Source organism: Nocardiopsis sp. L17-MgMaSL7, from assembly GCF_003182025.1.
GTDB lineage: Bacteria > Actinomycetota > Actinomycetes > Streptosporangiales > Streptosporangiaceae > Nocardiopsis > Nocardiopsis prasina.
The window spans coordinates 130,271-151,959 of record NZ_QGTF01000012.1; the positions used below are offsets into that span (position 1 = coordinate 130,271).

The following is a 21,689-nucleotide window of genomic DNA, read 5'->3' on the forward strand; positions in this document are numbered from 1 at the left end:
CGAGCCTGGCGGGGCCGTTCTCCGGGGTTCCGTCGCGACCGGTTCGGCTCTCCCTACCGGGAGGTTCCGGCGGCGGCGTCGGCCTCCCGGGGGTCGCCGTCGTCCGCGTCGTTCGCCGAGCTCTCACCCTCACGCGTGCCCTCCGCGGTGACGGGCGCGACCGGGGCGAGCCGGTCGCCCTCGATGTCCACGTTGGGGAGCAGGCGGTCCAGCCACGTCGGCAGCCACCAGGTGGCCCGGCCGAACAGCGCCATGACCGCCGGGCCGAGCGTCATCCGGACCAGGAAGGCGTCGATGAGGATGCCCACGGCCAGGACGAACGCGATCGGCTTCAGCATCTCCACGTGGCCGAAGACGAACGAGGCGAAGACGCTGATCATGATCGCCGCGGCCGCCGTGACCACGCGCGCCCCCTGGGTGAAGCCGGTGGAGATCGCGGCCATCGGCTCGGCGCCGTGGACGTGGTCCTCCCGCATACGGGAGACCAGGAAGACCTCGTAGTCCATGGCCAGACCGAAGAGGATGCCGATCATGAGGGTCGGCATGAACGCCAGGAGCGGACCGGGTTCCACTCCGAACAGCCCGGCGCCGTAGCCCCACTGGAAGACCACCACGGTCAGTCCCAGGGAGGCGCCCGCGCTGAGTACGAACCCCAGCGCGGCCTTCACCGGCACCAGGATCGAGCGGAACACGACGGTCATCAGCACCAGCGCGAGGCCGATGACCACGGCGGCGAACACCGGCAGCGCGTCGGCGAGGCGTTCGGAGACGTCGATCGCCATGGCGGCGGCACCGGCCACCACGATCTTCGCACCGATCTCGTCCTCGATCTCGCCCTGGAGTCCACGCACGTCGTGCAGCAGGTCCTCAGTGGCGGTGTCCGAGGGGCCGGTCTCCGGGATGACCACGATGATCGCCGTGTCCCGCACGTCGCTGAGCTGGGGCGGGAACACCTCCGCGACCCCGTCGACCCCCTCCATGCGCTCGGCGACCTCGTCCGCGGCCGCGGGCATGTCCGGCAGGCCGGTCAGGTCGGCCACCACGGCGAGCTGCGCGGTGTGTCCGGGCCCGAACTCGTCGCTGATGATCTCGAAGGCCTGGCGCTGGGTGGTGTCCGTCGAGCTGGTCTCGTCGCTGGGCAGGCCCAGGTGCATGCTGCCGAGGGGAAGCAGGAGCGTCCCCAGGACGGCGGTCACGCCGACGATCGCGATGACCGGACGCTTGATGACCATGCCGATCCACCGTGCGCTCATGGTGCGCTCGGAGACCATCGCCCTCTCGGCGCGGCGGCCCAGCACCGGCAGACGCCCTGCCGTGACACGGTGGCCCACGAACCCGAGGAGGGCGGGGAGCAGCGTGATCGCCACGAGCACCGCCACGGCCACCGTGACCATGGCGGCCACGCCCATGAGGGTCAGGAACGGGATCTGGACCACTGACAGACCGAGCAGGGCGATGATGACCGTGATCCCGGCGAAGACCACGGCGCTGCCAGCGGTGCCGATGGCGCGGGCGGCCGACTCCGCGGGGTCCCAGCCCTGCGCCACCTGCTTGCGGTGGCGGGAGAGCACGAACAGCGAGTAGTCGATGCCCACGGCGATCCCGAGCATGAGCGCCAGGATCGGGGCCGTGCTGGTGAGCTCGATCAGGCTGGACGAGGCGTAGAGCAGGAGCATGCCCACGCCCACGCCGATCAGCGCGAGCAGGATCGGCAGACCGGCGGTGACCAGGGCGCCGAAGTTGATGATGAGCACCACGAGGGCGGCGACCAGGCCGACGACCTCGCTCGGGCCCATGATGGCGGGCACCTGCTGGGTGATGGAGGGGCCGCTGAACTCCACGTCCATGCCGGCCGCGCGGGCCTCGTCACCGGTGTCGAGAATGGCCTCGACGGTCTCGGACGGGACCTCGCCGTTGCGGAACTCCAGCTGTACCTGGATCATCACGCTGTCGCGGTCGTCCGAGAGCTGCGGAACCTGCTCGAGGACCTCCTCCTCGTCGAAGTCCGGGGCCTGCTCGGCGACGGCGGCGAGCGCCTGTTCCTCGGCCTCGACCATCAGTTCCTCGACGGCCTGGTCGCGGCCGGGTGTCTCCGGCGGCACCAGTCCCTCGACCTGCTCGCGGGCGGCCTCCAGGGCCTGTTCCTCACCCTCGGCGATCCCGTCGTCGTACTGCTGACGGGCGTCCTCGAGGATGCCGTGCGGGCTGAAGACCTCGTCGACACCGTCGATCTCCGCCAGTTCGTCGGCGGTGGCGCGCACGGCGTCGGCGTACTGTTCGTCCTCGATGACGTCGGAGCCGTCGGGGGCGCGCAGCACGGCGGTGACGGACTCACCGGTGGTGGAGAACCGCGCCTCCATGAGGTCGGTGGCCTGTTCCGACTCGGTGCCGGGGATACTGAGGGCGTCGTTGAGCGGGGCGCGGAACATCAGCGCCGCACCGCCCGCGAGCACCAGGACCAACAGCCACGAGAACACGACCAGCCATCGTCGTCGGTAGGCGAACCCACCCAGACGATAGAGCAGCCCAGCCATACTCATTCCTCTCAACCCCGACTTACGCTTGCCTTCCAGCTCATACGACGCCGATGAGGTGAAATGCCGAGGATCATGAGAGTTCGATGAGAACGCCGCACCACCGGTGAGATCGTCGTCACGTTGACCAGCTCGGGAGCCCGTGTCCGGGTCGGGCGGGGACGGGAAGCGGAGGGTGACCGTGGTGCCCTCGGCGGCGGTGGAGACGAACTCCGCCTCTCCCCCGTGGGCCCGCATGACAGCGCGGACGATGGGCAGCCCGAGCCCGCTGCCGGGGCGGCCCGTCGCGGCGGAGGCCCGGTAGAAGCGCTCGAACACGAAGGCCGCGTTCTCCTCGGCCACGCCGGGGCCCTCGTCGGCCACCTCCAGGACCACGCGTCCGTCACGGCGGTGCAGCCGGACGGTCGCCGGGCTGGTGGCCGGGGTGTGCACGCGCACGTTGGCCAGCAGGTTGGAGACGGCCTGGCGCAACTCCTGTTCGTCCCCGACCACCAGACCGTCGGCGGTGACCTCGGTCCGCCAGTCCCGCTCGGGCTGGGCGGCGCGGGCATCGGAGACGCTGTCGGACACGATCGGGCCGAGGGCGACGACCTCGTGCCGGGGCGCGGGCCCCTCGTCGAGCCGGGCGAGGTAGAGGAGGTTGTCCACGATGGCGGCCATGCGCTCGGACTCCTGCTGGGAGCGGGTGATGACGTCCGGTCTCCGGGCGACGTCGACCACCCCCTGGGCCACGAGTTGCAGGTAGCCCCGGATCGAGGTGAGCGGGGTGCGCAGTTCGTGGGAGGCGTCCGAGACGAACCGGCGCAGCCGCTCCTCGGAGTGCTCGTGCGCGTACAGGGCTCCGCGCAGGCGGGCGAGCATGCGGTTGATGGACAGGGTGAGGCGGCTGACCTCGTCGGCCGCGCCCGGAGCGGGTTCGGGGACACGGCGTTCCAGGTCGCCCAGGGCGATGGCCTCCGCCGTCTCCACGACGTCGTCCAGGGGACGCAGACCCCGGCGGATGACCGCGGTTCCGGCGATCAGCGCGATCCCGAGCATGCCCAGGCCGACCGACACCTGGATGGCCACCAGCCGGTGGACGGTGGCGGTGACCGGACGCAGGGGTTCGCCCATGAGGACGACGGTGTCCTGTTCCGGCAGGTGGAGCACCTTGACCCGGTACTCCGCACCGTCGTGTTCGACCGTGAACACGCCCTCGGGCGCGCTGTCGGTGTCGATGTCACGGACCAGGGTGGGGCCCGATCCCTGGAGCCGGTGCACCTTGGGGTGGCTGTCGCCCGGGACTCGGGTGACGAACTCGGCGACGAACTCGCTGGGGGCGCGGATCTGCTCCACGAGCTGGTCGGGGCTCTTGGCGAAGATCTCGTCCTGGTTGGCGCGCACGAACGACGCGCTGGTCTCGATACGCTCGTCCAGCCGGTCGACCAGGTAGGACGCGAGGAACATGGAGCTGGCCACGGCGACGACGCTCAGGGCCAGGAACATCAGGACGGCGTTGACCACCACCATGCGGCCGCGCAGGGTGCGCCACGGTGCCCTCATCCGGGGTCACCCTCACGGAGCGCGTAGCCGAACCCCCGCTGGGTCCGGATGAGGTTGGGGCCGTGCGCGCCGAGTTTGCGGCGCAGGTAGCCGACGTAGGTGTCGACGATGTTGGAGCCGCCCGAGTATCCGTCGCTCCACACCTCGTCGATGATCTGCGGGCGTGAGAGCACGCGCCCGCTGTTGAGCATCAGGTAGCGGAGCAGGTCGAACTCGGTGCGCGACAACGGCACCGGGTTCCCTGCCCGACGCACCACGCAGGCGCGCTCGTCGAGTTCGACGTCGGCGAAGCGCAGGACGCCCTCGCCCGGTTCGGGGCCGTTTCCGGGTCGTGTCCTGCGCAGGACCGCCCGTACCCGGGCCACGAGTTCGTCGGTGTTGAACGGCTTGGTGACGTAGTCGTCCCCACCGTAGGTGAGCCCCGCGATCCGCTCGCTGTGGGCGTCCTTGGCGGTGAGGAAGACGATGCCCAGGTCGGGCCGCGAACGCCGCAGTGCCCGGCACACGTCGAACCCGTCCCCGTCCGGGAGCATGACGTCCAACACGACCAGGTCGGGTCCGAACACGTGTGCGGCGGTGTGGGCCTCGGCGGCGGTGGCGGCGGTCCGCACCTCGAATCCGTGGAACTCCAGCACGGTCGCGACCATGTCGAGGATGTTGGGTTCGTCGTCGACGACGAGGATCTTGGCTTGCATGGTCCGTCCATCACAGCCGAAAGGGATGAGAGAGCGATGAGAGCCCAGGTCACAGGGTTGCGGTGGCGTCGGACCCCGGCCCGATGGTAACCCCGCCGCTGGACCCGCACGGCCGCCCGGCCTTGTCCCGGCTCCCTGGCCGCGGTGGTCGTCCCCGGCGTTCCGGGCCCGCTCCCGGAGCCCCACCGAGTGTGTGGCGCGCCCCCCGTACCGGCGCGGACACCGTCGCCGGGGGGCGCGCTCCAGGACCGCGCCCGCGAGGACTCAGACGAGTGCGGCCAGGAGGGGGATCTGCTCGGGATCGGTCAGCGCGGAGCCGACCGCCACCATCCGCGCCCCCGCGTCGAGGTACTGACGGGCGTTGCGGGCGTCCATGCCGCCGGTCGCCACGATCCGCACGTCGGGGAAGGGGCCGGCCATGGCCCGGAACCAGTCGGTGCCGAGCGACGTGGCGGGGAAGGCCTTCACCCAGTGACCGCCCGCCCTGAGCACCTTCTGGATGTCGGTGGGCGTGGCCACACCGGGTAGGTGGGGCATACCCGCGGCCTCCGAGAGGCCCATGACCTCGGCGTCGAACCCCGGCGCGACGGTGAACGCGGCGCCCGCCTCGGACACGGCACGGACCTGGTCGGGGGTGATCACCGTGCCCGCGCCGACCGGGTGTCCGCGCTCCGCGCCCGCTCTGACCGTGGCGTGCAGCGCCTCCAGCCCCCGGGCGTCGCGGGCGGGCACCTCGATGGCGGTCACACCCAGGTCCCAGGCGCGCTCGGCCAGTTCGACCGTGGTGCGCACCGGCATGCCCCTCAGGATCGCCAGCACGCTGTGATCGGCGAACAGACCGTCCAGACCCTTGTCACTCACTGTTGTCTCCTCTCACCGCGGCCACGGCCGCGGAGGCTTGTACGGGCCAGTGTTCGTCGGCCACCGCCACCAGCGCGTCCACCTCGTGCGGGGGAGGCGGGTCGGCCAGGTCCCCCGTCACCCGAAGGACGCGTCCGGCGCACAGGTGCCCCAGGCGCAGACGTCCCCGGCCGTCCAGGCCGCGCAGGTCCCCCGCCAGGTATCCCGCGGCGAAGGCGTCCCCCGCCCCGACCGGCTCGACGACCTCGACGGTGGGCGCGGGCACGTACACCCGCGTGTCGCCGTGGAACTCGCTGGCGCCGTGCTCGGCGTCCTTGACCACGAGGCGTTCGACGTCGGGCAGGAGCGCTCGCACGTCGTGGTCGGTGGAGGTCCCCCACAGCTCCTCGGCCTCGTCCCTGCCGACGAAGACGGTGTCGGCGAGCCGGGCCAGCGCGAGCAGACGCGGGGCCGCCTCGTTCGGCCCCCACAGTCGGGGCCGGTGGTTCACGTCGAAGCTCACCGTCAGGCCCGGGGCCTCCAGCAGCCCTTGGGCCAGGGCGTCGCACGCCGGTGACAGCGCGGGGGTGACCCCGGACAGGTGGACCCTGCCAGCGGCCCGCACCCTCGGGTCCCCGACCAGTTCGGGGCCGAGCGCGGAGGCCGCGGACCCGGTCCGGTAGTAGTGCACGGTGCTCCCCGCGGGCGAGGGGTCCTTGGCGAACACGCCCGTGGGACGGTCCTGGTCGACCCGGACCCCCGTCACGTCCACGCCGCCCTCACGGAGGGTGCGCGTGATCAGGCGGCCGAAGGGGTCGTCCCCCACGGCGCTGATCCAGGCGGCCCGGTGCCCGAGGGCGGCGAGGCCGGAGGCGACGTTGGACTCGGCACCCGCGACCCCCATCGTCAGGAGCGGCGCCCGGTCCAGCGGGGTCGGGTCGGCGGCGGTGAGGAGCAGCATGGTCTCGCCGACACAGGCGATCTGAGCGCTCACGCCGCACCCCCGAACTGCTGGACCCGGGGTCCGCCGACCCCCACGGGGACCGAGAACACGGCGCCGTCACCGGGGCCGGGACGGTCGAGGCCGACCGTCGCGGTGGTGACGAACAGCCGCGGCCGCGGACCTTGGGTGACGCACACGCTCGTGGGCTGGGCGGCAGGGACCGCGACCACGCTCTCCAGGGTTCCGTCGGGGTCGTAGCGGTGCACCTCACCGGCACCCCAGACCGCGACCCACAGGTGCCCTTCGTCGTCGACCTGCATGCCGTCGGGACTGCCCTGCGTGACACGGGCGAAGACCGCCCGAGCCCCGGGTTCTCCTCCAGGGGACACGTCGTGGACGTCGATACGCCCGTCGGCGCTGTCCGCCAGGTACATGCGGGAGCCGTCGGCGCTGAAGGCCGGGCCGTTGGGAACGGTGTAGCCCTCCAGGACACGGGTGAATCCGCCATCGGGGTCGGCGCGGTAGACGGAACCGGCGCCCCGGGTACCGTCGTAGGCCATCGACCCGGCCCAGAACCTGCCCGACGGATCGCAGGAACCGTCGTTCATCCGCATCGGCGCGGCCGCGCCGTCCTCCGGCCTGGCCAGCCACTCCACACCGCCGTTCGCGGAGACCACGGCGACCCCGGTTCCGACGGCCGCGACGTAGGAGTCCGGACGGTCCAGTACGGGGGCGACCGCCCCCAGCGGCGCGTCCAGGGAGAGTACGACCTCGGCCGGACCGGCCGAGCCCGGGTCCAGGCGCAGGAGCCTCCCGGTGAGGATGTCCACCATGAGCAGGTGCCGACCGTGTCGGCGCAGCCCCTCTCCCAGTTCGAAGCGGTCCGCGCTCCACGGTTCCCTCGACACGCGTGTCATCTCCTCCCTCATCACCACTCCGCGAACGATCCGTCCTCGTGGCTCCACACGGGCGACCGCCAGCGGTGGCCCGTGCGGTCCGCGCGGCGCACGGCGGCCTCGTCCACCTCCACTCCCAGGCCCGGGGCGTCGCTCCGGTGGATGTGCCCGTCGGGGAAGGCGAAGACCCCGGCGTCCAGGACGTAGTCGAGCAGTTCGGCGTCCTGGTTGTAGTGGATGCCGATGCTCTGTTCCTGGATGAGGAAGTTGGGGGTGGCGAAGGCGACCTGGAGGCTGGCCGCCAGGGCCAGCGGACCGAGCGGGCAGTGCGGGGCGAGTAGGACGTCGTAGGTCTCGGCCAGGGAGGCGATCCTGCGGACCTCCGAGATCCCGCCCGCGTGCGAGAGGTCTGGCTGGGCCACCGAGATACCGGCCTGGAGGGCGGGCAGGAAGTCGGTCCGGCTGAACAGGCGCTCACCGGTGGCGATGGGCACGGGGCTGCTCCGCACGACGTCGCCGAGCAGGTGACCGTACTCGGGTAGCACGGGCTCCTCCACGAACATGGGACGCAGCGGCTCCAGCAGGGGCAGGACGCGACGGGCCGTGGCCGCGTTGAAGCGGCCGTGGAAGTCCACCGCCACGTCACGGTCCGGGCCGAGCACCTCGCGCACGCTCGCCAGCCGGTCCACGATCCCGTCGATCTCGCGCACGGTCGCCGAGCGCCCCATCACCCCGGATCCGTTCATCTTCACCGCGGTCAGGCCGGTCTCCACCCGCGCGCTGACCCTGTCCACCAGTTCGGCCGGGTCGTCGCCGCCGACCCAACCGTAGACCCTGACCTTGTCGCGGACGGGACCGCCGAGGAGGCGGTGCACGGGCACGCCCAGGCTCTTGCCCGCGATGTCCCACAGGGCCTGGTCGAGCCCGGCGACCGCGCTGGACAGCACGGGGCCGCCCCGGTAGAAACCGCCCTTGGTCAGACGCTGCCAATGGTGCTCGATGGGGGCGGGGTCCTGGCCCAGGAGGAGTTCGGACAGCTCCTCCACCGCCGCCCGCACGGTCTCCGCCCGCCCCTCGACCACAGGCTCGCCCCAGCCGACGATCCCCTCGTCGGTCTCCACCCGGCACATCAGCCACCGGGGCGGGACCAGGAAGGTCTCAATACGGGTGATTCTCACTCGGGTCTCTCCAAACTGTCTTCGGGCACGTCGTGTTCGGTGACGCGGAGCAGGTCCTGCCTGGCCTGTGTCAGCAGGGAGCGCATGGCGGCCTCGGCGGCGAAGGGGTCTCCGGCCGCGATGGCCTCTGTGACCGCCTCGTGGCTGGGCACCGGGTCATCGTGGTCGCCTTCGTGGACCAGGCGGTCGCGTTCGGAGAGCCCCGCGGAGAAGAAGACGTCGGTGCGGGTGAACAGCTCGTTGTGGGTGGCCGCCAACAACGCGCGGTGCCAGCGCAGGTCGGCCCGGACGGCGTCCTCGGCCTGGCCGTCCACGGTGTCGGCGATCTCGCCGAGAGCGGCCCGCAGCTCGGCGACGTCGCCGTCCTCACGCCGCCGTGCCGCGAGCAGGGCGGCGGCGGGTTCGAGGGCGTCGCGCAGCTCGGCCAGATCGCGGAAGAAGACGTCACCGGCGCCCGCCGCCACCTGCCAACGGACCACGTCCGGGTCGAGCAGGTTCCAGTCACCGCGAGGGCGCACGAAGGTGCCCTTCTTCTGGCGTGAGCCCACCAGCCCCTTGGCCGCGAGCACCTTGATCGCCTCGCGCAGGGCCGTCAGGCTCAGGTCGAGTTCCTCGCTGAGCTCGACCAGGTCGATGGTCTGCCCCTCCGCGAACTCCCCGGCGAGGACCCGTTCACCGAGCAAGCGCACCGTCTGGCCGTGCACACCGCGCCCCGAATAGGCCGACATCATGTCCTCCGTTCCAGGCGCCCGGTCACGACGACGCCTTGTAGATACTCCACCCTCCGTCGACCGGAAGGCTCGCCCCCGTGACGTAGGAGGCCTCGGAGGATGCGAGGAAGGAGATGACGGACGCGACCTCGTCGGGATCGCCGAAACGCCCGGCGGCGGTCTGGGCGACACTGGCGCGGCGGTCCTCCTCGCTCACGCCCTCCCAGGCAGCGGTGAGGACCGGGCCGGGAAGTACGCAGTTGACCCGCACGCGCGGACCGTACTCGACGGCGAGCTGGCGGGTCAGGGCGGTCAGTCCGCCCTTGCTGGTGGCGTAGGCCGGTCGGCCGGGCAGCCCGAACCAGGCGTGGACCGAGGACGCGATGACGACGCTGCCGCCGCAGGCGGTCAGGTCGTCCAGGCAGGCGCGCACGCCCAGGAACGCGCCGGTGAGGTTGACGCCGATCTGGCGCTCCCAGGAGGCGAGCGCGGTCTCGTGGGCGGGCGCTTGTTCGAAGGTGTAGGCGTTGGAGACGAGGATCCCCACGGGACCGAAGGTGGCGCGGGTCCGCTCCACCACACGCTCCCACGAGCCCTCGTCGCTCACGTCCGCCAGGATCGCCAGGGCCCGTCCGCCCTCGGAGCGGATGCGTTCGGCGGCCTCCTCCACACGGGGTGACAGGTCGGTGAGCACCACCGAGGCGCCCTGCGCCGCCAGGCGTCGGGCGGTGGCCTCACCGATTCCCTGGGCCGCTCCGGTGACCACGGCCGTGGTTCCCTCGTGCCTGGTGTTCGTCATGTCTCTTCCATCAGTTGGTGGGTGCGTCACGGAGGCGCCGGTCCGCGGTTCGGTCACGGCCGCGCCGCCGTGAACACGACGTCGGGGTCGGTACGCGGGTCGGCCTCCGGAACCGGAACGGCGAACCCGGCTGGTTCACCCGGTGCGACCCGTGCGACGGTGCGCCCGGACCGGCGGTGGACCAGGGCGCCGTGCCGTGTGGAGGTGAACGAGCCGACCAGCCGCGCTCCCTCGGGCCCGCGACCGTCCCAGTGGGGTCGCTCGCTCCAGAAGCCGTCGGCAGTGACCTCGGAGACGGGCTCCCGGCCCGTACCGAAGCCGAAGTCGATCCCCAGGCCCACCCGTTCCCCGGGGGCCAGTTCGGTGAGGGGTCCCAGTGCCTCGACCTCGATCACGCGGTCCACCGGGCACAGGCCGCCCAGGTGCTCCAGTGGTCGGCTCACCGGGGCTTCGAGCCAGACCTCGGCAGGGGACCCCGCGTCCGGGTAGTCGGCCCCCTCGGTCACGTCGAAGCGCTGGGTGAGGGTGCCCGCGGCCCCCACGTTGGCCAACCAGCCGGAGGCGGTGGGGAAGCCGACCTTGCCGACCACGTCCTGTGGCGGCACCCGCAGAGCGGCGCGCGTGTGCTCCACGACCCGCGGGTAGCCGTTGCCCGAGACGATCGGCACCGTGTGCGGGCCCCCGCCCCTGACTCCCACGAAGACACCGTCGGTGGCCTCGCCCGCGGATCCGGACCCGTCGATCTGGGTCACGTTCCACAGCGCCCACCGGCGGTCCGTCGTGGAGGCGTTGAACGCCTCCAGGTCCAACCGGTACCCGGCGACCCCGGGTTCCATGGTGAGCCGACGGGACAGCCGCAGACCGGACCTCGGATCGTCCCCGCTGGTGAGGGTGAGCACGACGGAGCCTCCCGGGCCGTCCTGGAGCCGGACTCCGTAGGCGCCCGAGTCCAGGACGGGGTCGGGCGGACCGGCCCACTGTCCGGGCCCGTCCCACCCCTGCGGCGCGGGCCAGGTCTTGTCTCCGCCGACGTTGTTCCAGGCGCTCATCGGTCCGTCGACCGGTCCGAGCGACACCCCCTCCACCGGACGCAGGTCCTCACCCAGCAGACTGCCGTTGCGGTACAGGTGCTCCCGGTCACGGTGGCGCACGGACAGCACCCGGCCGCCCAGACCGGGCGCCGCGACGACCCGCACCACTCCGTTGTCGAGGACGATCCGCTCGTGTGCCTCCGAGCCCTCGCGCCGGACGCGGACGCGGGCGTTCACCCCTCCTCCCGGTTCACCAGGCACACCTTGCCCCGGCTCTCCCCCGCGGCCAGCCGGTACGCGGTGTCGGCGTCGGCGAGGTCGAAGCGGTCGGAGACCACGCGCTCGGGCGAGACGCCCCACCGGACCAGGTTCACCGACAGTTCGGCCATGGCGGGCAGCGACGTGACCCAGGAGGCGTACAGCGTGAGCTGCTTGTGCAGGAGGGTGTCGGACACCTCGGTCTCCAGGGTGCCTCCCTCGCCGACCAGCGAGACCCTCCCCCACTCCGCCGCGTGTTCCAGCGCCAGCGAGCGGCCCGCGCGCGATCCCGAGCAGTCGATGACCGTCGCCGCGCCCCGGCCGGAGGTGGCCCGGCCGATCTCCTCGCCCGCCTCCTCCGGGGAGGCCAGGGCGTCGAACACGTCCAGAGTGGCGGCCCAGTCCCGGCGCCTGCCGTTGGGTTCGACCCCGATGACGCGGGACGCGCCCATGCCGCGGCCGATCATGCCCGCCGCGAGCCCGACCGGGCCCAGACCCACGACCAGCAGGTCGCCGTCACCGTTGACTCCGATGCGCCGCAGCCCCTCGTACGCCGTGCCGAACCCACAGGCGATGAGCGCGCCGTCCACGAAGGAGAGCTCGTCCGGCAGGGGGACACAGGTGGACTCCTCCGCCAGCAGGTACTCGGCGTGGCCTCCGTCGCGCTGCCAGCCGTAGGAGGCCCGGCCGGGGTCCGTGCAGCTGATCATGTAGCCGCGGCGGCAGTTGTCACACAGCCCGCATCCCGCGATGTGGTAGACGATGACCCGGTCGCCGGGACCGAACCTGCGGCACCCGGGGCCCGCCTGCACGACCGTGCCAGAAGGCTCGTGTCCGGCGACGACCCCGCGGTAGGCGGGGCCGTCGATCCCCCGGTGCGTCCTGTGCTCGTGGTAGATGAACCCGATGTCGCTGCCGCAGATCCCGGAGGCGCCCACTCTCAGGAGAACCTGGCCCGGCCCCGGTTCCGGCACGGGGAGAGTGTCGACGACCGCGGTGGAGTCGCCGGGAAGCCTCACCCCGCGCATGGTGGCGGGCGGCGGAGCGCCGAAGGCGGTTGCGTTCATGGTGGTGTCCCCCTGTTCGGTCTAGGCGAGCCGGTTGGCCGCACTGCGCCTGCTGATGATGACGTTGATGAGGACGGCCCCCACGATGATGAGGCCGCGGACCACGTCCTGGAAGAAGGAGTTGACGCCGAGCAGCACGAGCCCGTTGGCGATGACGGTGATGAAGACGACTCCGAGGAGGGTGCCGACCAGCGATCCGCGCCCACCCGCGAGCGCCGTCCCTCCGATCACCACGGCGGCGATGACGTCGAACTCCAGCCCCGAGGCGGCGCCGCCGTTCCCCGAGCCGAGACGGGCCGCGAGCAGCACACCGGTGATGGCGGACAGCAGGCCGGTGGTGGCGAACAGCAGGACGCGCACCCGAGCCACGTTGATGCCCGCGAGCTGCGCGGCGGCGGCGTTGCCACCGGTGGCGTAGACGGAGCGCCCGTAGGCGGTGTACTTGGCGACGTAGGCGAAGACCGCGAAGAGGACGAGCATGACGATCGCGGCTGTGGGCACGCCCATGACGGAGCCGCCGAGCACGTCGAGCAGCGCGCTCTCGGGGAGGGGCACGGGCAGCGCGTCGGTCATGTAGAGCGCCAAACCGCCGAGCACGCTCCACAGGCCCAGCGTGGTGATGAAGGAGGGCACGTTGAACCGGGCTCTGAGCCATCCGGCGAGGCCACCCCAGAGCACACCCATGGCCAGGGTGAGCAGGATGGCGCCGATCACTCCGAGGTTCCACTCGGTGGCACCCGTGGCGACGATGACCGAGGCGAAGGCCACGGCCGGGCCGATGCTGATGTCGATCTCACCGGCGATGATCACCAGGGTGACACCCCACGCGGCGATGCCGATCGTGGCCGCGTTGCGCAGGAGGCCGAGCTGGTTGTCCAGGCTCAGGAAGCCGGAGGCCGACAGGCCGAGACCGACGTAGAGGATGAGGATGGCGGCCAGGAGGCCGATCTCGTTGAGACGGTGGCCGTAGCGGCCGATGAGGTCGCCGCGGGCGGAGACCGCCTCGCCGGTGACCTTGGTGGTGGTGGTCATTCCTACCTCGCCGTTCACGCCGCCATCGCGGCGGCCATGATGTTGTCCAGGGTGATGTCGTCGCCGGAGAACTCGCCCTCGAGGCGTCCTCCGCGCAGGGCCAGAACGCGGTCGCACACGAGCGGCAGTTCCTCCAGCTCACTGGAGACGAACAGAACCGCCGCGCCCTGTTGGGCGAGTTCGCGCACGATGCCGTAGATCTGGGCCTTGGCCTCCACGTCCACACCGCGGGTGGGCTCGTCGAGGAGCAGGATGCGGCTCCCCGCGTGCAGCCAGCGGCCGATGACGGCCTTCTGCTGGTTGCCGCCGCTCAGGTTGACGATCGGGGTGTCGGGCGCGGCCGCCTTGATGGACAACCGCTCGATGAGCGCGCGCCCGAGGGAGGACACACGTGAGGGCAGTACCGTTCCCGCCCTGGACGCCCCTCCGAACCAGCTCATGACCATGTTCTCCGAGACACCCAGAAGAGGAACCACGCCCTCTCCCTTGCGGTCCTCGGGTGTGATGCCCACACCGAGGCGACGCATCTCGTGCGGGGTCGGGCGGGTCACCGTGGTGCCGTCGACCTCGACGACGCCCTGGGCCGGGGTGAAACCGGCCAGCGCCCGAAGGAGTTCGGTGCGGCCCGACCCCATCAGCCCGCCGAGCCCGAGGACCTCCCCTTGGTGGAGGTCGAAGGAGACCTTCTCGATCTTGGGTGGGACCGACAGGTCGCGGACCGACAACAGCGGGGGTCCCTTGGCCGCGGTGGTCCGCACCGCCGGGGACTGTGCCCGCTCGCCCCCGTCGCCGAGCATGAGGGAGACGATGCGGGCGGTGGTGGCGCCGCGGACGGGCACCGTCTCCACGACCGCGCCGTCCCGCATGACGGTGACGGAGTCGGCGACGCGGCGGATCTCCTCCAACCGGTGGCTGACGTAGATGACACCGACCCCGTGTGAGGCCACGCGTGTGACGGCGTCCAGGACGGCCTCGGCCTCGGCCGCCGCCAGTGCGCTGGTCGGTTCGTCCAGGATCAGCAGGCGGGGCCGCGCCAGGAAGGCGCGCGCGATCTCGACGAGCTGCTGCTGGGCCAGGGGCAGTTCCCCGACCCGGGTGTCAGAGGCGATGTCGACGCCGAGTTCGCCGAAGATCTCCTTCGCGCCGGCGCGCATCGCGGCGTAGTCGACGCGTCCGCCGCCCGTCGGCCAGGAGCCGAGGTAGAGGTTCTCGGCGGCCGAGAGTTCCGGCACCAGGCTGAGTTCCTGGTAGACGGTTCCGACTCCGAGTTCGGTGGCACGCCGGACGCCCCCGCCGTCGAACGGGACTCCGCCAAGTTCGATCCGGCCCTCGTCGGGCGTCTCGACACCGGCCAGCAGGCGGATCAGGGTGGACTTGCCAGCGCCGTTGCGCCCGAGGAGCGCCCGGACCTCTCCGGCGCGGATCTCGAAGTCGGCGTGGTCGAGCGCGGTGACTCCGGGGTAGCTCTTGGTGGCGCCGCGGACGCGGGCCACGACTTCGGTGTCGGGAGCCGCGGTGTCGGCGGAGATGTCACTCATGGGTGCTCCACAGGTCGGACGGGGGGCGTTCACGGGATTCGGAGGCCGGTCACGGGATACCGTCCGGGTGTTCCTCCAGCCATTCCTCGCCGTGCTCGGGAGTGGTGTAGAGGTCGATGGGGGCCGGGGTGACGAACTCCTCGGGTTCCTCCCCCGCGATGATGCGCTCGACGGTCTCTCCCGCGAGGAGTCCGACGGCGGTGCCGGAGATGTCGACGTTGGCCTTGAGGACGCGGTGGTCGGCCAGGGCCCGGGCCGCGTCCGTGGACATGTCGCTGCCGAAGACCACGACGTCCCCGACGCGGCCCCGGTTGCCGACGGCTCGGACCGCGCCCATCGTGGCGCCGCCCGCCTCGCCGTAGAAGGCGTCCAGGTCGGGGTGGGCGGTCAGGAGCCGTTCGCCCACGTCGACGGCGTCGTCAATGGTGGCGCCCTCCTGGTTGGCCACGATCCGGGCGTCGGGCAGGCGGGCGAAGAGGGCTTCCTCGAACCCCTCGCGGCGCTGGACGCAGACCTCGACGAACTCGCAGTTCAGGACGGCGATCTCCGGGTCGTGCACGCCCTCGTCCTCGAAGTGCTCCGCCGCGGCGTCGCCGAGCTGGCGGCCGAACTCGTGGGGGTCCCCCAGGATGTAGGAGGTCACGTACTCCCGAGCGGCCTCGTCCTCGACGCAGGTGTTGTAGCACACGACGGGTATCCCGCTCTCGTGTGCCAGGCGCAGGGCCGGGATGGAGGCGGTGGCCGAGACCGGGGACAGGACCAGGACGTCGACGTCGGCGGAGGAGGCCACGTCGACGAAGGTGCTCTCCTCGGAGGCGTCTCCGCGGGCGTTGAGCTCCAGTAGCTGGAGTTCGCGTCCGGAGTTCTCGGCGTGGTTCTGCATGCCCTGCCGGACTCCCGCGTAGAAGCCCTGGGCGTCCATGTAGACGACGCCGATACGGCCGTCCTCTCCCAGTCGCGCGCCGCATCCGGCGAGAACCAGCACACACAGGGCGGCGGCGAGGGACACGAGCGCTCGGCTCGTCGGGGGTGGTGGTCGCCTGACCATGGCCTACTCCTTGGCGTTGGGCACACGCTTTTGACCTGCGTGAACAGCCACTTCGACTGGAGTCGAGAATGTCAGAGTGATCCAGGTAACGTCAACAATAAATACTAATTAATTATTTTTGGGGAGCCACGGGGCCCGACTCCGGACGTGAACGGGCCTGCCGACCGGGCGGTGCGCGAGGCGGCAGGCGGCAGGCGGCAGACGGCAGGCGGCAGGCGAACCCACACCCTCGGCCACCCCGCCGGACACCCGAGAGGCGACCCTGTGCGGTCGACACCCGACCCCTGGAGTGGGAGCGTTCCCAGAATCTTCCCGACACCCCCTTGAAACAACACGGAGCGCGACCGTACAGTCGCTTAACACTCATTCAGCAGAGTGCGCCGAGCCCCTCGGATCCGCGCGAGACCCGCTAGCCCGCGCGTGCCCCGGGTCCGGCCCCGCCCCCTGACCCCCTGGAGAACCACCATGGGCCACCGATCGACCGCGAACCCCCGCAGCGGCGGCACCGCCCGCCGCACCGTCACCACCACGGTGGGACTGGGAGCCGCCTTCGCTCTCACCGTCACCGCCCTGACCTGGACCGGAAGCGACGTGACCGACAACAGCGAACTGACCTCCACCGACGCCTCACAGGCCGCGCTGGTGTGGTCCGACGAGTTCGACGGCGCGGCGGGCGACGCCCCCGACCCCGCGAACTGGAACCACGAGACCGGCGACCACGGTTGGGGTAACCAGGAGCTCCAGAACTACACCACCAGCCGGGACAACTCCGCCCTGGACGGCGAGGGCAACCTCGTCATCACCGCGCGCCAGGAAGCCGACGGCGGCTACACCTCCGCGCGGTTGACCACCCAGAACAACGTCGAGCACGCCTACGGCCGCATCGAGGCCAGGATCAAGGTGCCGACCAGCCAGGGCGTCTGGCCCGCCTTCTGGATGCTCGGCTCCGACTTCCCGGACACCCCGTGGCCGGACTCGGGCGAGATCGACATCATGGAGCACATCGGCAGCGAGCCCGGCACCGTTCACGGCACCGTGCACGGTCCCGGCTACTCCGGCGGCGGGGGCGTGGGCGCCTCCTACGACCACCCGGACGGCGGGGCGTTCCCGGACGACTTCCACGTGTACGCGGTGGACTGGACCCCCGAGTCCATCACCTGGTCGGTCGACGACGTTCCCTTCAACACCGTCACCCCCGCCGACGTGAGCGGCGACTGGGTGTTCGACCAGGAGTTCTTCATGATCCTCAACGTCGCCGTGGGCGGCGAGTGGCCCGGCTACCCGGACGACTCCACCCAGCTCCCGCAGGAGATGGTCGTGGACTACGTCCGCGTCTACGACACGGAGTAGATCCCGCAGAGTGAAGGGACGGGGCCCGTCGACCACGGGCCCCGTCTCTTGGTGTCCGGACACCCCGATACCAGCGGGTATCCGGTACCGACGGGCATGCTAGGTTCGCCCCATGGACGGCCCACCGGAACCCATCTCCCGTGTGCCCCGCGCGCAGGTGCGCCGCCGCCTGCTCGCCGCCGCCGCGCGCGTATTCGCCGAGCACGGGTACGCCGAGAGCCGCCTGGACGACGTGGCGCGCGCCGCCGGGTTCACCAAGGGGGCCGTCTACTCCAACTTCGGCGGCAAGCAGGACCTCTTCGCCGCCGTGCTCGGCGACCGCTCCGTCCACGGGTTCGCCTCGGCCGCCGCCGACCTGGAACGGTCCGAGGCGCCCGAGGACGCGGTGGCCGGGATCGCCCGGACGATCGCCCGGCTCCTCACCGAGGACACCCAGCGCGGCCGCCTCGGGCTGGAGTTCGCCGCGCACGCCACCCGGCACGGCCCGACCGCGGGCGCCATGACCCGGATGCGCCGCACCCAGCGCGAGACGGTGACCGCGCTGGTCACCGAACTCACCGAGCGGCACGGCGTCCGACTCACCGCCTCTCCCGAGACCGTCGCTCTGGCCCTGCACTGCCTCACCAACGGCCTGTCCATGGAACATCTGGCCGACCCCGAGGCCGTGGACGCGCTGGCCATCGAGGACACCCTGATCGCCACCTTGGCCGGGTTCACGGCCCGCGCCGAACACGAGGAGACCCCATGAACCCGCCCATCACCCGCGCCGCGCTCGCCACAGGCGGGACCCTCCTCGCCCTGGGGCTGCTCACGGCGTGCGGTCAGCCCGCCGAGCTGGGCGACGCTGAGGAGAAGACCTACGACGACGTTCCCGAACTCCTCATCGTCGAGGTCGACAACGCCTCCCTGGAAGTCGTCCCCCACGACACCGACCAGGTCAGGGTGGTCCGTCAGGACACCGGCGACGCCGGCGGGGACTGGGAGCTGACCGGGGACACCCTCTCCCTGGAGATGACGTGCGGCGCCGTCTCCAACTGCCGGGTCAGATACCAGGTGTTCGTCCCGGCCGACACCGCGCTGGCCGTGGACACCGACAACGGCACCGTGTCCGTGTCCGGCTTCACCGCACCCCTGGAGGTCACCTCGGCCAACGGGACGGTCGACGTCGCGAACGTCACGGGGCCGCTCACCCTGACCTCCGACAACGGCGACATGAACCTCAGCGAGATCGGCTCGGACTCCGTCAGCGCCGCCACCGACAACGGCAGCATCGACGCCGTCTTCAGCGAGGCGCCCACGGAGGTGGAGGTGAGCACCAACAACGGGACCGCGACGGTCGCGATGCCCGGCGGGCCCTACGCGGTGTTCGAGACCTCCGACAACGGCGAGGTCGTCAACGATCTGCCCACCGACGACTCCAGCACGAGCACGGTCACCGCGCGGACCGACAACGGCACGATCACCCTGGACCCGATCGGCTGAGGAGCGGGGGCCGCGCCGCACCGACCCCGCCCTGACCGCCCCTGACCCCGGCGGCGGTCTCCCCTCTCCCACCCAGGCCGACGTCCGCCCCGTTCCGCGTGCGAGGCCCCTCCGCCCCCACGCCCCGGTCCCGGTGGTCTCGTGGTTCCCGCCGTCCACCCCGGACGGGACACCGGTCCGCGTAGCGCTCCCCCTCCGTACCCCGCAGGGGCGCCGGAGCGGCCGGGACCGGAGCCCAAGGACGGGATGTCGCCGGGGTCCGGGCTCCGTCGCACCCCGGGCACACCCCGGCCAGGACCCCACCACCGGGGCCGGTCCGGGACATGCCCTAGAATCTCCCCCATGTCCGGCCCCACCCGTTTCCTGCGCATGGCTCTGATCTCCATGTCGCTCACGAGCACCGATGACGGCCTCTGTCGCCGCCGGTGCCGTCTCCGCGTGCGCTGACCCGACCCGTCTCCCGCGCTCCGACGCGGCACCGGTGTGCCCCTGGCGTTCCCGCGACCCCGAGTCGCCCCACCCCGTCACGTTTGGACACATCCCTGTGACCGCAACACCCACCAAACCGACCGGGAACTCCGGTTCGGACGTCTCTCCCGCCCTGGCCCTGAAGTGGAACCCCACTCTCTCGGTGCCGCCACCGCAGGCCCCCTCCGCCGAACCGGTCCGCTGGTGGCCGCTGGGGATCGCCCTGCTCGGCGCCCTCGGCCTGGCCGCCTTCGTCTGGTCGGAGCACGGCGCCCTGCCCGCCGTCCTCCTGCTCCTGGGCACCGGCCTCGGCTTCACGCTGTTCCACTCACGATTCGGCTTCACCTCCGCCTGGCGCCAGTTCCTCGCGGTGGGCAACGGCACCGGCCTGCGCGCCCACGCGGTCCTGCTCGGTACCACCGCCACCCTCTTCGCGCTGGTCATCGGTACCGGCACCGGCCTGTTCGGCAACGAGCCCTCACCCTCGGCCGGACCGATCGGCATCGCCCTGTTCGCGGGGGCGTTCCTGTTCGGAATCGGCATGCAGCTCGGCGGCGCCTGCGCCTCGGGCACGCTCTTCGCCGTGGGCTCCGGCCAGTCCGCGATCCTCATCACGCTCTTCGGCTTCATCGTCGGATCGCAGATCTACAGCGTTGCCTGGCCACTGGTGTCCGACCTGCCCGCGATCCCGCCGGTGCTGCTCTCCGACCACGTCGGCTGGGGCGGCTCCTGGCTCATCACCATCGCCGCCCTGGTCGCCATGGTGGTCCTCACGCGCTTCGTGCAGAACCGGCGCGTCCCGCCGCCCGTGGGCGCCCCGCCCTCCGCTGAGGGAGTGGCGCGGATCGTGCGCGGCAGCTGGCCGCTGGTGGCCGGAGCCCTGGTGCTGGCCGCCCTGGGCGCCGCCGTGCTGGTCGTCTCCGGCGGAGCGTGGGGGATCACCTCGGCCTTCAACCTGTGGGGGGCCAAGGCCCTCCAGCTGGTCGGGCTCCAGCCCGAGACCTGGGCGTTCTGGTCACAGCCCGGCCAGGCCGAGCAGCTGGCGGGACCGATCCTCCAGGACAAGAACAGCCTGACCAACATCGGCATCATCCTGGGCGCGGCCGTGGCCGCCGGAGCGGCGGGCACCTGGAAGTGGCACACCGGTCTGAGCTGGAACCTCGTGGCCGCGGGCCTGGTCGGCGGCATCCTGATGGGCGTCGGCGCGCGGCTCGCTGGCGGGTGCAACATCGGCGCCTACCTGGCCGGGATCGGTTCGGGCAGCCTGCACGGCTGGCTGTGGGCGGCCTTCGCCCTGGCCGGGACCTGGGCCGGTCTGCGCGCCCGCACCCTCTTCGGCCTGGGTGTGCCCAAGCCCGGCGACAGCGTCTGCTGACCTCCCCGCCGCCGTTCTAGGGTGCGAGGGACACGGAACGGCGGCGGAGGGATCGGTGTGGAAGCGAACGCGCGAGTGGAGCTGACCGGGGAGGTCCATCAGCGGGCCCGGATCGTCTGGGACTACCTGCGCATGGGCCAGGAGCCGCACGGGTGCGACGTGGCGGTGGTCCTGGGCAGCCACGACCTCGGGGTGGCCACGTGCGCCGCCGACCTGTACCGGCAGGGGTTCTTCCCCCGCATGGTGATCACCGGCGCCAACAGCCCCTCCACCCTCGCGCGGTTCCCCAGGGGTGAGGCGGTGCACTACCGCGAGCACGTCCTGGAGCTGGGTGTTCCGGACTCGGCCGTCCTGCTGGAGGACGGGGCCACCAACACCGGGGAGAACCTCCGGTACTCACGGGCGCTCCTGGCGGAGGCGGGGATCAGCGTCGGCTCGGTCATGCTCGTGTGCAAGCCCTACATGGAGCGGCGCGCGCACGCCACCGCGCGCGTGCTCTGGCCCGAGGCGGACACGGTGCGCGCCTCGGCCCGGACCGGGTTCGACGACTACCTGGAGACGGTGGGGGACGATTGGCTCGTGATGGACACGATGGTGGGCGACCTGCAACGGGTGATGGAGTACCCCGCCCGGGGCTTCTCCATCCCGCAGGAGGTCCCCGACCGCGTGCGTGAGGCCTACACCTTCCTGGTCGCGGCCGGGTTCGACGGCCACCTGATCACGCCCTGAACGGGGCGCGGTACTCGGGCTCAGGGGAAGGGTGGGAGGAACCTCTCTCCGTTCTCCACGTACACCGCGCCCGGGGTCCCGCCACAGGACCCGGGTGAGGGCGCAACATCAGTCCTGGTCACTGCGGGTCCCGGGTGGGGCCGGGGTTGGGAGAAGGGAGCCCCTGTCCGACGG

At 71.7% G+C, this 21,689-nt stretch carries 18 protein-coding genes; 5 read left to right on the forward strand and 13 right to left on the reverse strand.

Annotated elements, in window-relative coordinates:
* Positions 1–53: 53 nt before the first annotated feature.
* The 13 genes from BDW27_RS20700 to BDW27_RS20760 all read right to left on the reverse strand — a co-directional run bounded on the left by BDW27_RS20700 (position 54) and on the right by BDW27_RS20760 (position 16,111).
* Positions 54–4,076, reverse strand: a complete 4,023-nt coding sequence (locus tag BDW27_RS20700; RefSeq protein ID WP_233515859.1) for an MMPL family transporter — start codon at positions 4,074–4,076, stop codon at positions 54–56.
* On the reverse strand, positions 4,073–4,771 hold the full coding sequence (locus tag BDW27_RS20705) for a response regulator transcription factor (RefSeq protein WP_017547081.1): 699 nt from the start codon (positions 4,769–4,771) through the stop codon (positions 4,073–4,075). The genes BDW27_RS20700 and BDW27_RS20705 overlap by 4 nt, the downstream gene beginning before the upstream one ends.
* 264 nt (positions 4,772–5,035) lie before the next feature.
* Positions 5,036–5,632 carry a bifunctional 4-hydroxy-2-oxoglutarate aldolase/2-dehydro-3-deoxy-phosphogluconate aldolase gene (locus BDW27_RS20710; RefSeq protein ID WP_017547080.1) on the reverse strand — a complete coding sequence of 199 codons (597 nt, stop codon included), beginning with the start codon at positions 5,630–5,632 and terminating at the stop codon, positions 5,036–5,038.
* Positions 5,625–6,605 (reverse strand): sugar kinase, encoded by a 981-nt coding sequence (locus BDW27_RS20715; RefSeq protein ID WP_017547079.1) that lies wholly within the window; start codon positions 6,603–6,605, stop codon positions 5,625–5,627. Before BDW27_RS20715 ends, BDW27_RS20710 begins: the two co-directional genes overlap by 8 nt.
* Positions 6,602–7,471, reverse strand: a complete 870-nt coding sequence (locus BDW27_RS20720) for an SMP-30/gluconolactonase/LRE family protein (protein ID WP_233515860.1) — start codon at positions 7,469–7,471, stop codon at positions 6,602–6,604. The genes BDW27_RS20715 and BDW27_RS20720 overlap by 4 nt, the downstream gene beginning before the upstream one ends.
* An 11-nt stretch (positions 7,472–7,482) precedes the next feature.
* Complete coding sequence (gene dgoD, locus BDW27_RS20725) at positions 7,483–8,628, reverse strand: galactonate dehydratase (protein ID WP_017547077.1); 1,146 nt, start codon at positions 8,626–8,628, stop codon at positions 7,483–7,485.
* Positions 8,625–9,356 (reverse strand): FadR/GntR family transcriptional regulator, encoded by a 732-nt coding sequence (locus BDW27_RS20730; protein ID WP_110051233.1) that lies wholly within the window; start codon positions 9,354–9,356, stop codon positions 8,625–8,627. The genes dgoD and BDW27_RS20730 overlap by 4 nt, the downstream gene beginning before the upstream one ends.
* 25 nt (positions 9,357–9,381) lie before the next feature.
* Positions 9,382–10,137, reverse strand: coding sequence for an SDR family NAD(P)-dependent oxidoreductase (locus BDW27_RS20735; RefSeq protein ID WP_017547075.1), 756 nt, complete (start codon positions 10,135–10,137; stop codon positions 9,382–9,384).
* A gap of 53 nt (positions 10,138–10,190) precedes the next feature.
* Positions 10,191–11,405 (reverse strand): hypothetical protein, encoded by a 1,215-nt coding sequence (locus BDW27_RS20740; protein WP_110051166.1) that lies wholly within the window; start codon positions 11,403–11,405, stop codon positions 10,191–10,193.
* Positions 11,402–12,493: a zinc-binding dehydrogenase gene (locus tag BDW27_RS20745; protein WP_110051167.1), complete on the reverse strand. Its 1,092-nt coding sequence runs from the start codon at positions 12,491–12,493 to the stop codon at positions 11,402–11,404. The genes BDW27_RS20740 and BDW27_RS20745 overlap by 4 nt, the downstream gene beginning before the upstream one ends.
* 21 nt (positions 12,494–12,514) lie before the next feature.
* A complete protein-coding gene (locus BDW27_RS20750) occupies positions 12,515–13,525 on the reverse strand; it encodes an ABC transporter permease (RefSeq protein WP_017547072.1) in 1,011 nt (336 codons plus the stop codon).
* 14 nt (positions 13,526–13,539) lie between these two features.
* Entirely contained in the window at positions 13,540–15,063 is a 1,524-nt protein-coding gene (locus tag BDW27_RS20755; RefSeq protein ID WP_017547071.1) for a sugar ABC transporter ATP-binding protein, read from the reverse strand.
* Between the two features lie 49 nt (positions 15,064–15,112).
* Entirely contained in the window at positions 15,113–16,111 is a 999-nt protein-coding gene (locus BDW27_RS20760) for a substrate-binding domain-containing protein (RefSeq protein WP_110051169.1), read from the reverse strand.
* A gap of 465 nt (positions 16,112–16,576) precedes the next feature.
* Between BDW27_RS20760 and BDW27_RS20765 the strand changes: the two genes are divergently transcribed.
* The 5 genes from BDW27_RS20765 to BDW27_RS20785 all read left to right on the forward strand — a co-directional run bounded on the left by BDW27_RS20765 (position 16,577) and on the right by BDW27_RS20785 (position 21,515).
* Entirely contained in the window at positions 16,577–17,461 is an 885-nt protein-coding gene (locus BDW27_RS20765; RefSeq protein WP_199560722.1) for a family 16 glycosylhydrolase, read from the forward strand.
* A 112-nt stretch (positions 17,462–17,573) separates the two neighbouring features.
* Positions 17,574–18,209 (forward strand): TetR/AcrR family transcriptional regulator, encoded by a 636-nt coding sequence (locus tag BDW27_RS20770; protein ID WP_110051170.1) that lies wholly within the window; start codon positions 17,574–17,576, stop codon positions 18,207–18,209.
* Positions 18,206–18,943 carry a DUF4097 family beta strand repeat-containing protein gene (locus tag BDW27_RS20775; RefSeq protein ID WP_017547067.1) on the forward strand — a complete coding sequence of 246 codons (738 nt, stop codon included), beginning with the start codon at positions 18,206–18,208 and terminating at the stop codon, positions 18,941–18,943. Before BDW27_RS20770 ends, BDW27_RS20775 begins: the two co-directional genes overlap by 4 nt.
* Before the next feature lie 544 nt (positions 18,944–19,487).
* Positions 19,488–20,786, forward strand: a complete 1,299-nt coding sequence (locus tag BDW27_RS20780; protein ID WP_110051172.1) for a YeeE/YedE family protein — start codon at positions 19,488–19,490, stop codon at positions 20,784–20,786.
* Between the two features lie 132 nt (positions 20,787–20,918).
* Positions 20,919–21,515, forward strand: coding sequence for a YdcF family protein (locus BDW27_RS20785; protein ID WP_233515866.1), 597 nt, complete (start codon positions 20,919–20,921; stop codon positions 21,513–21,515).
* Positions 21,516–21,689 lie beyond the last annotated feature (174 nt).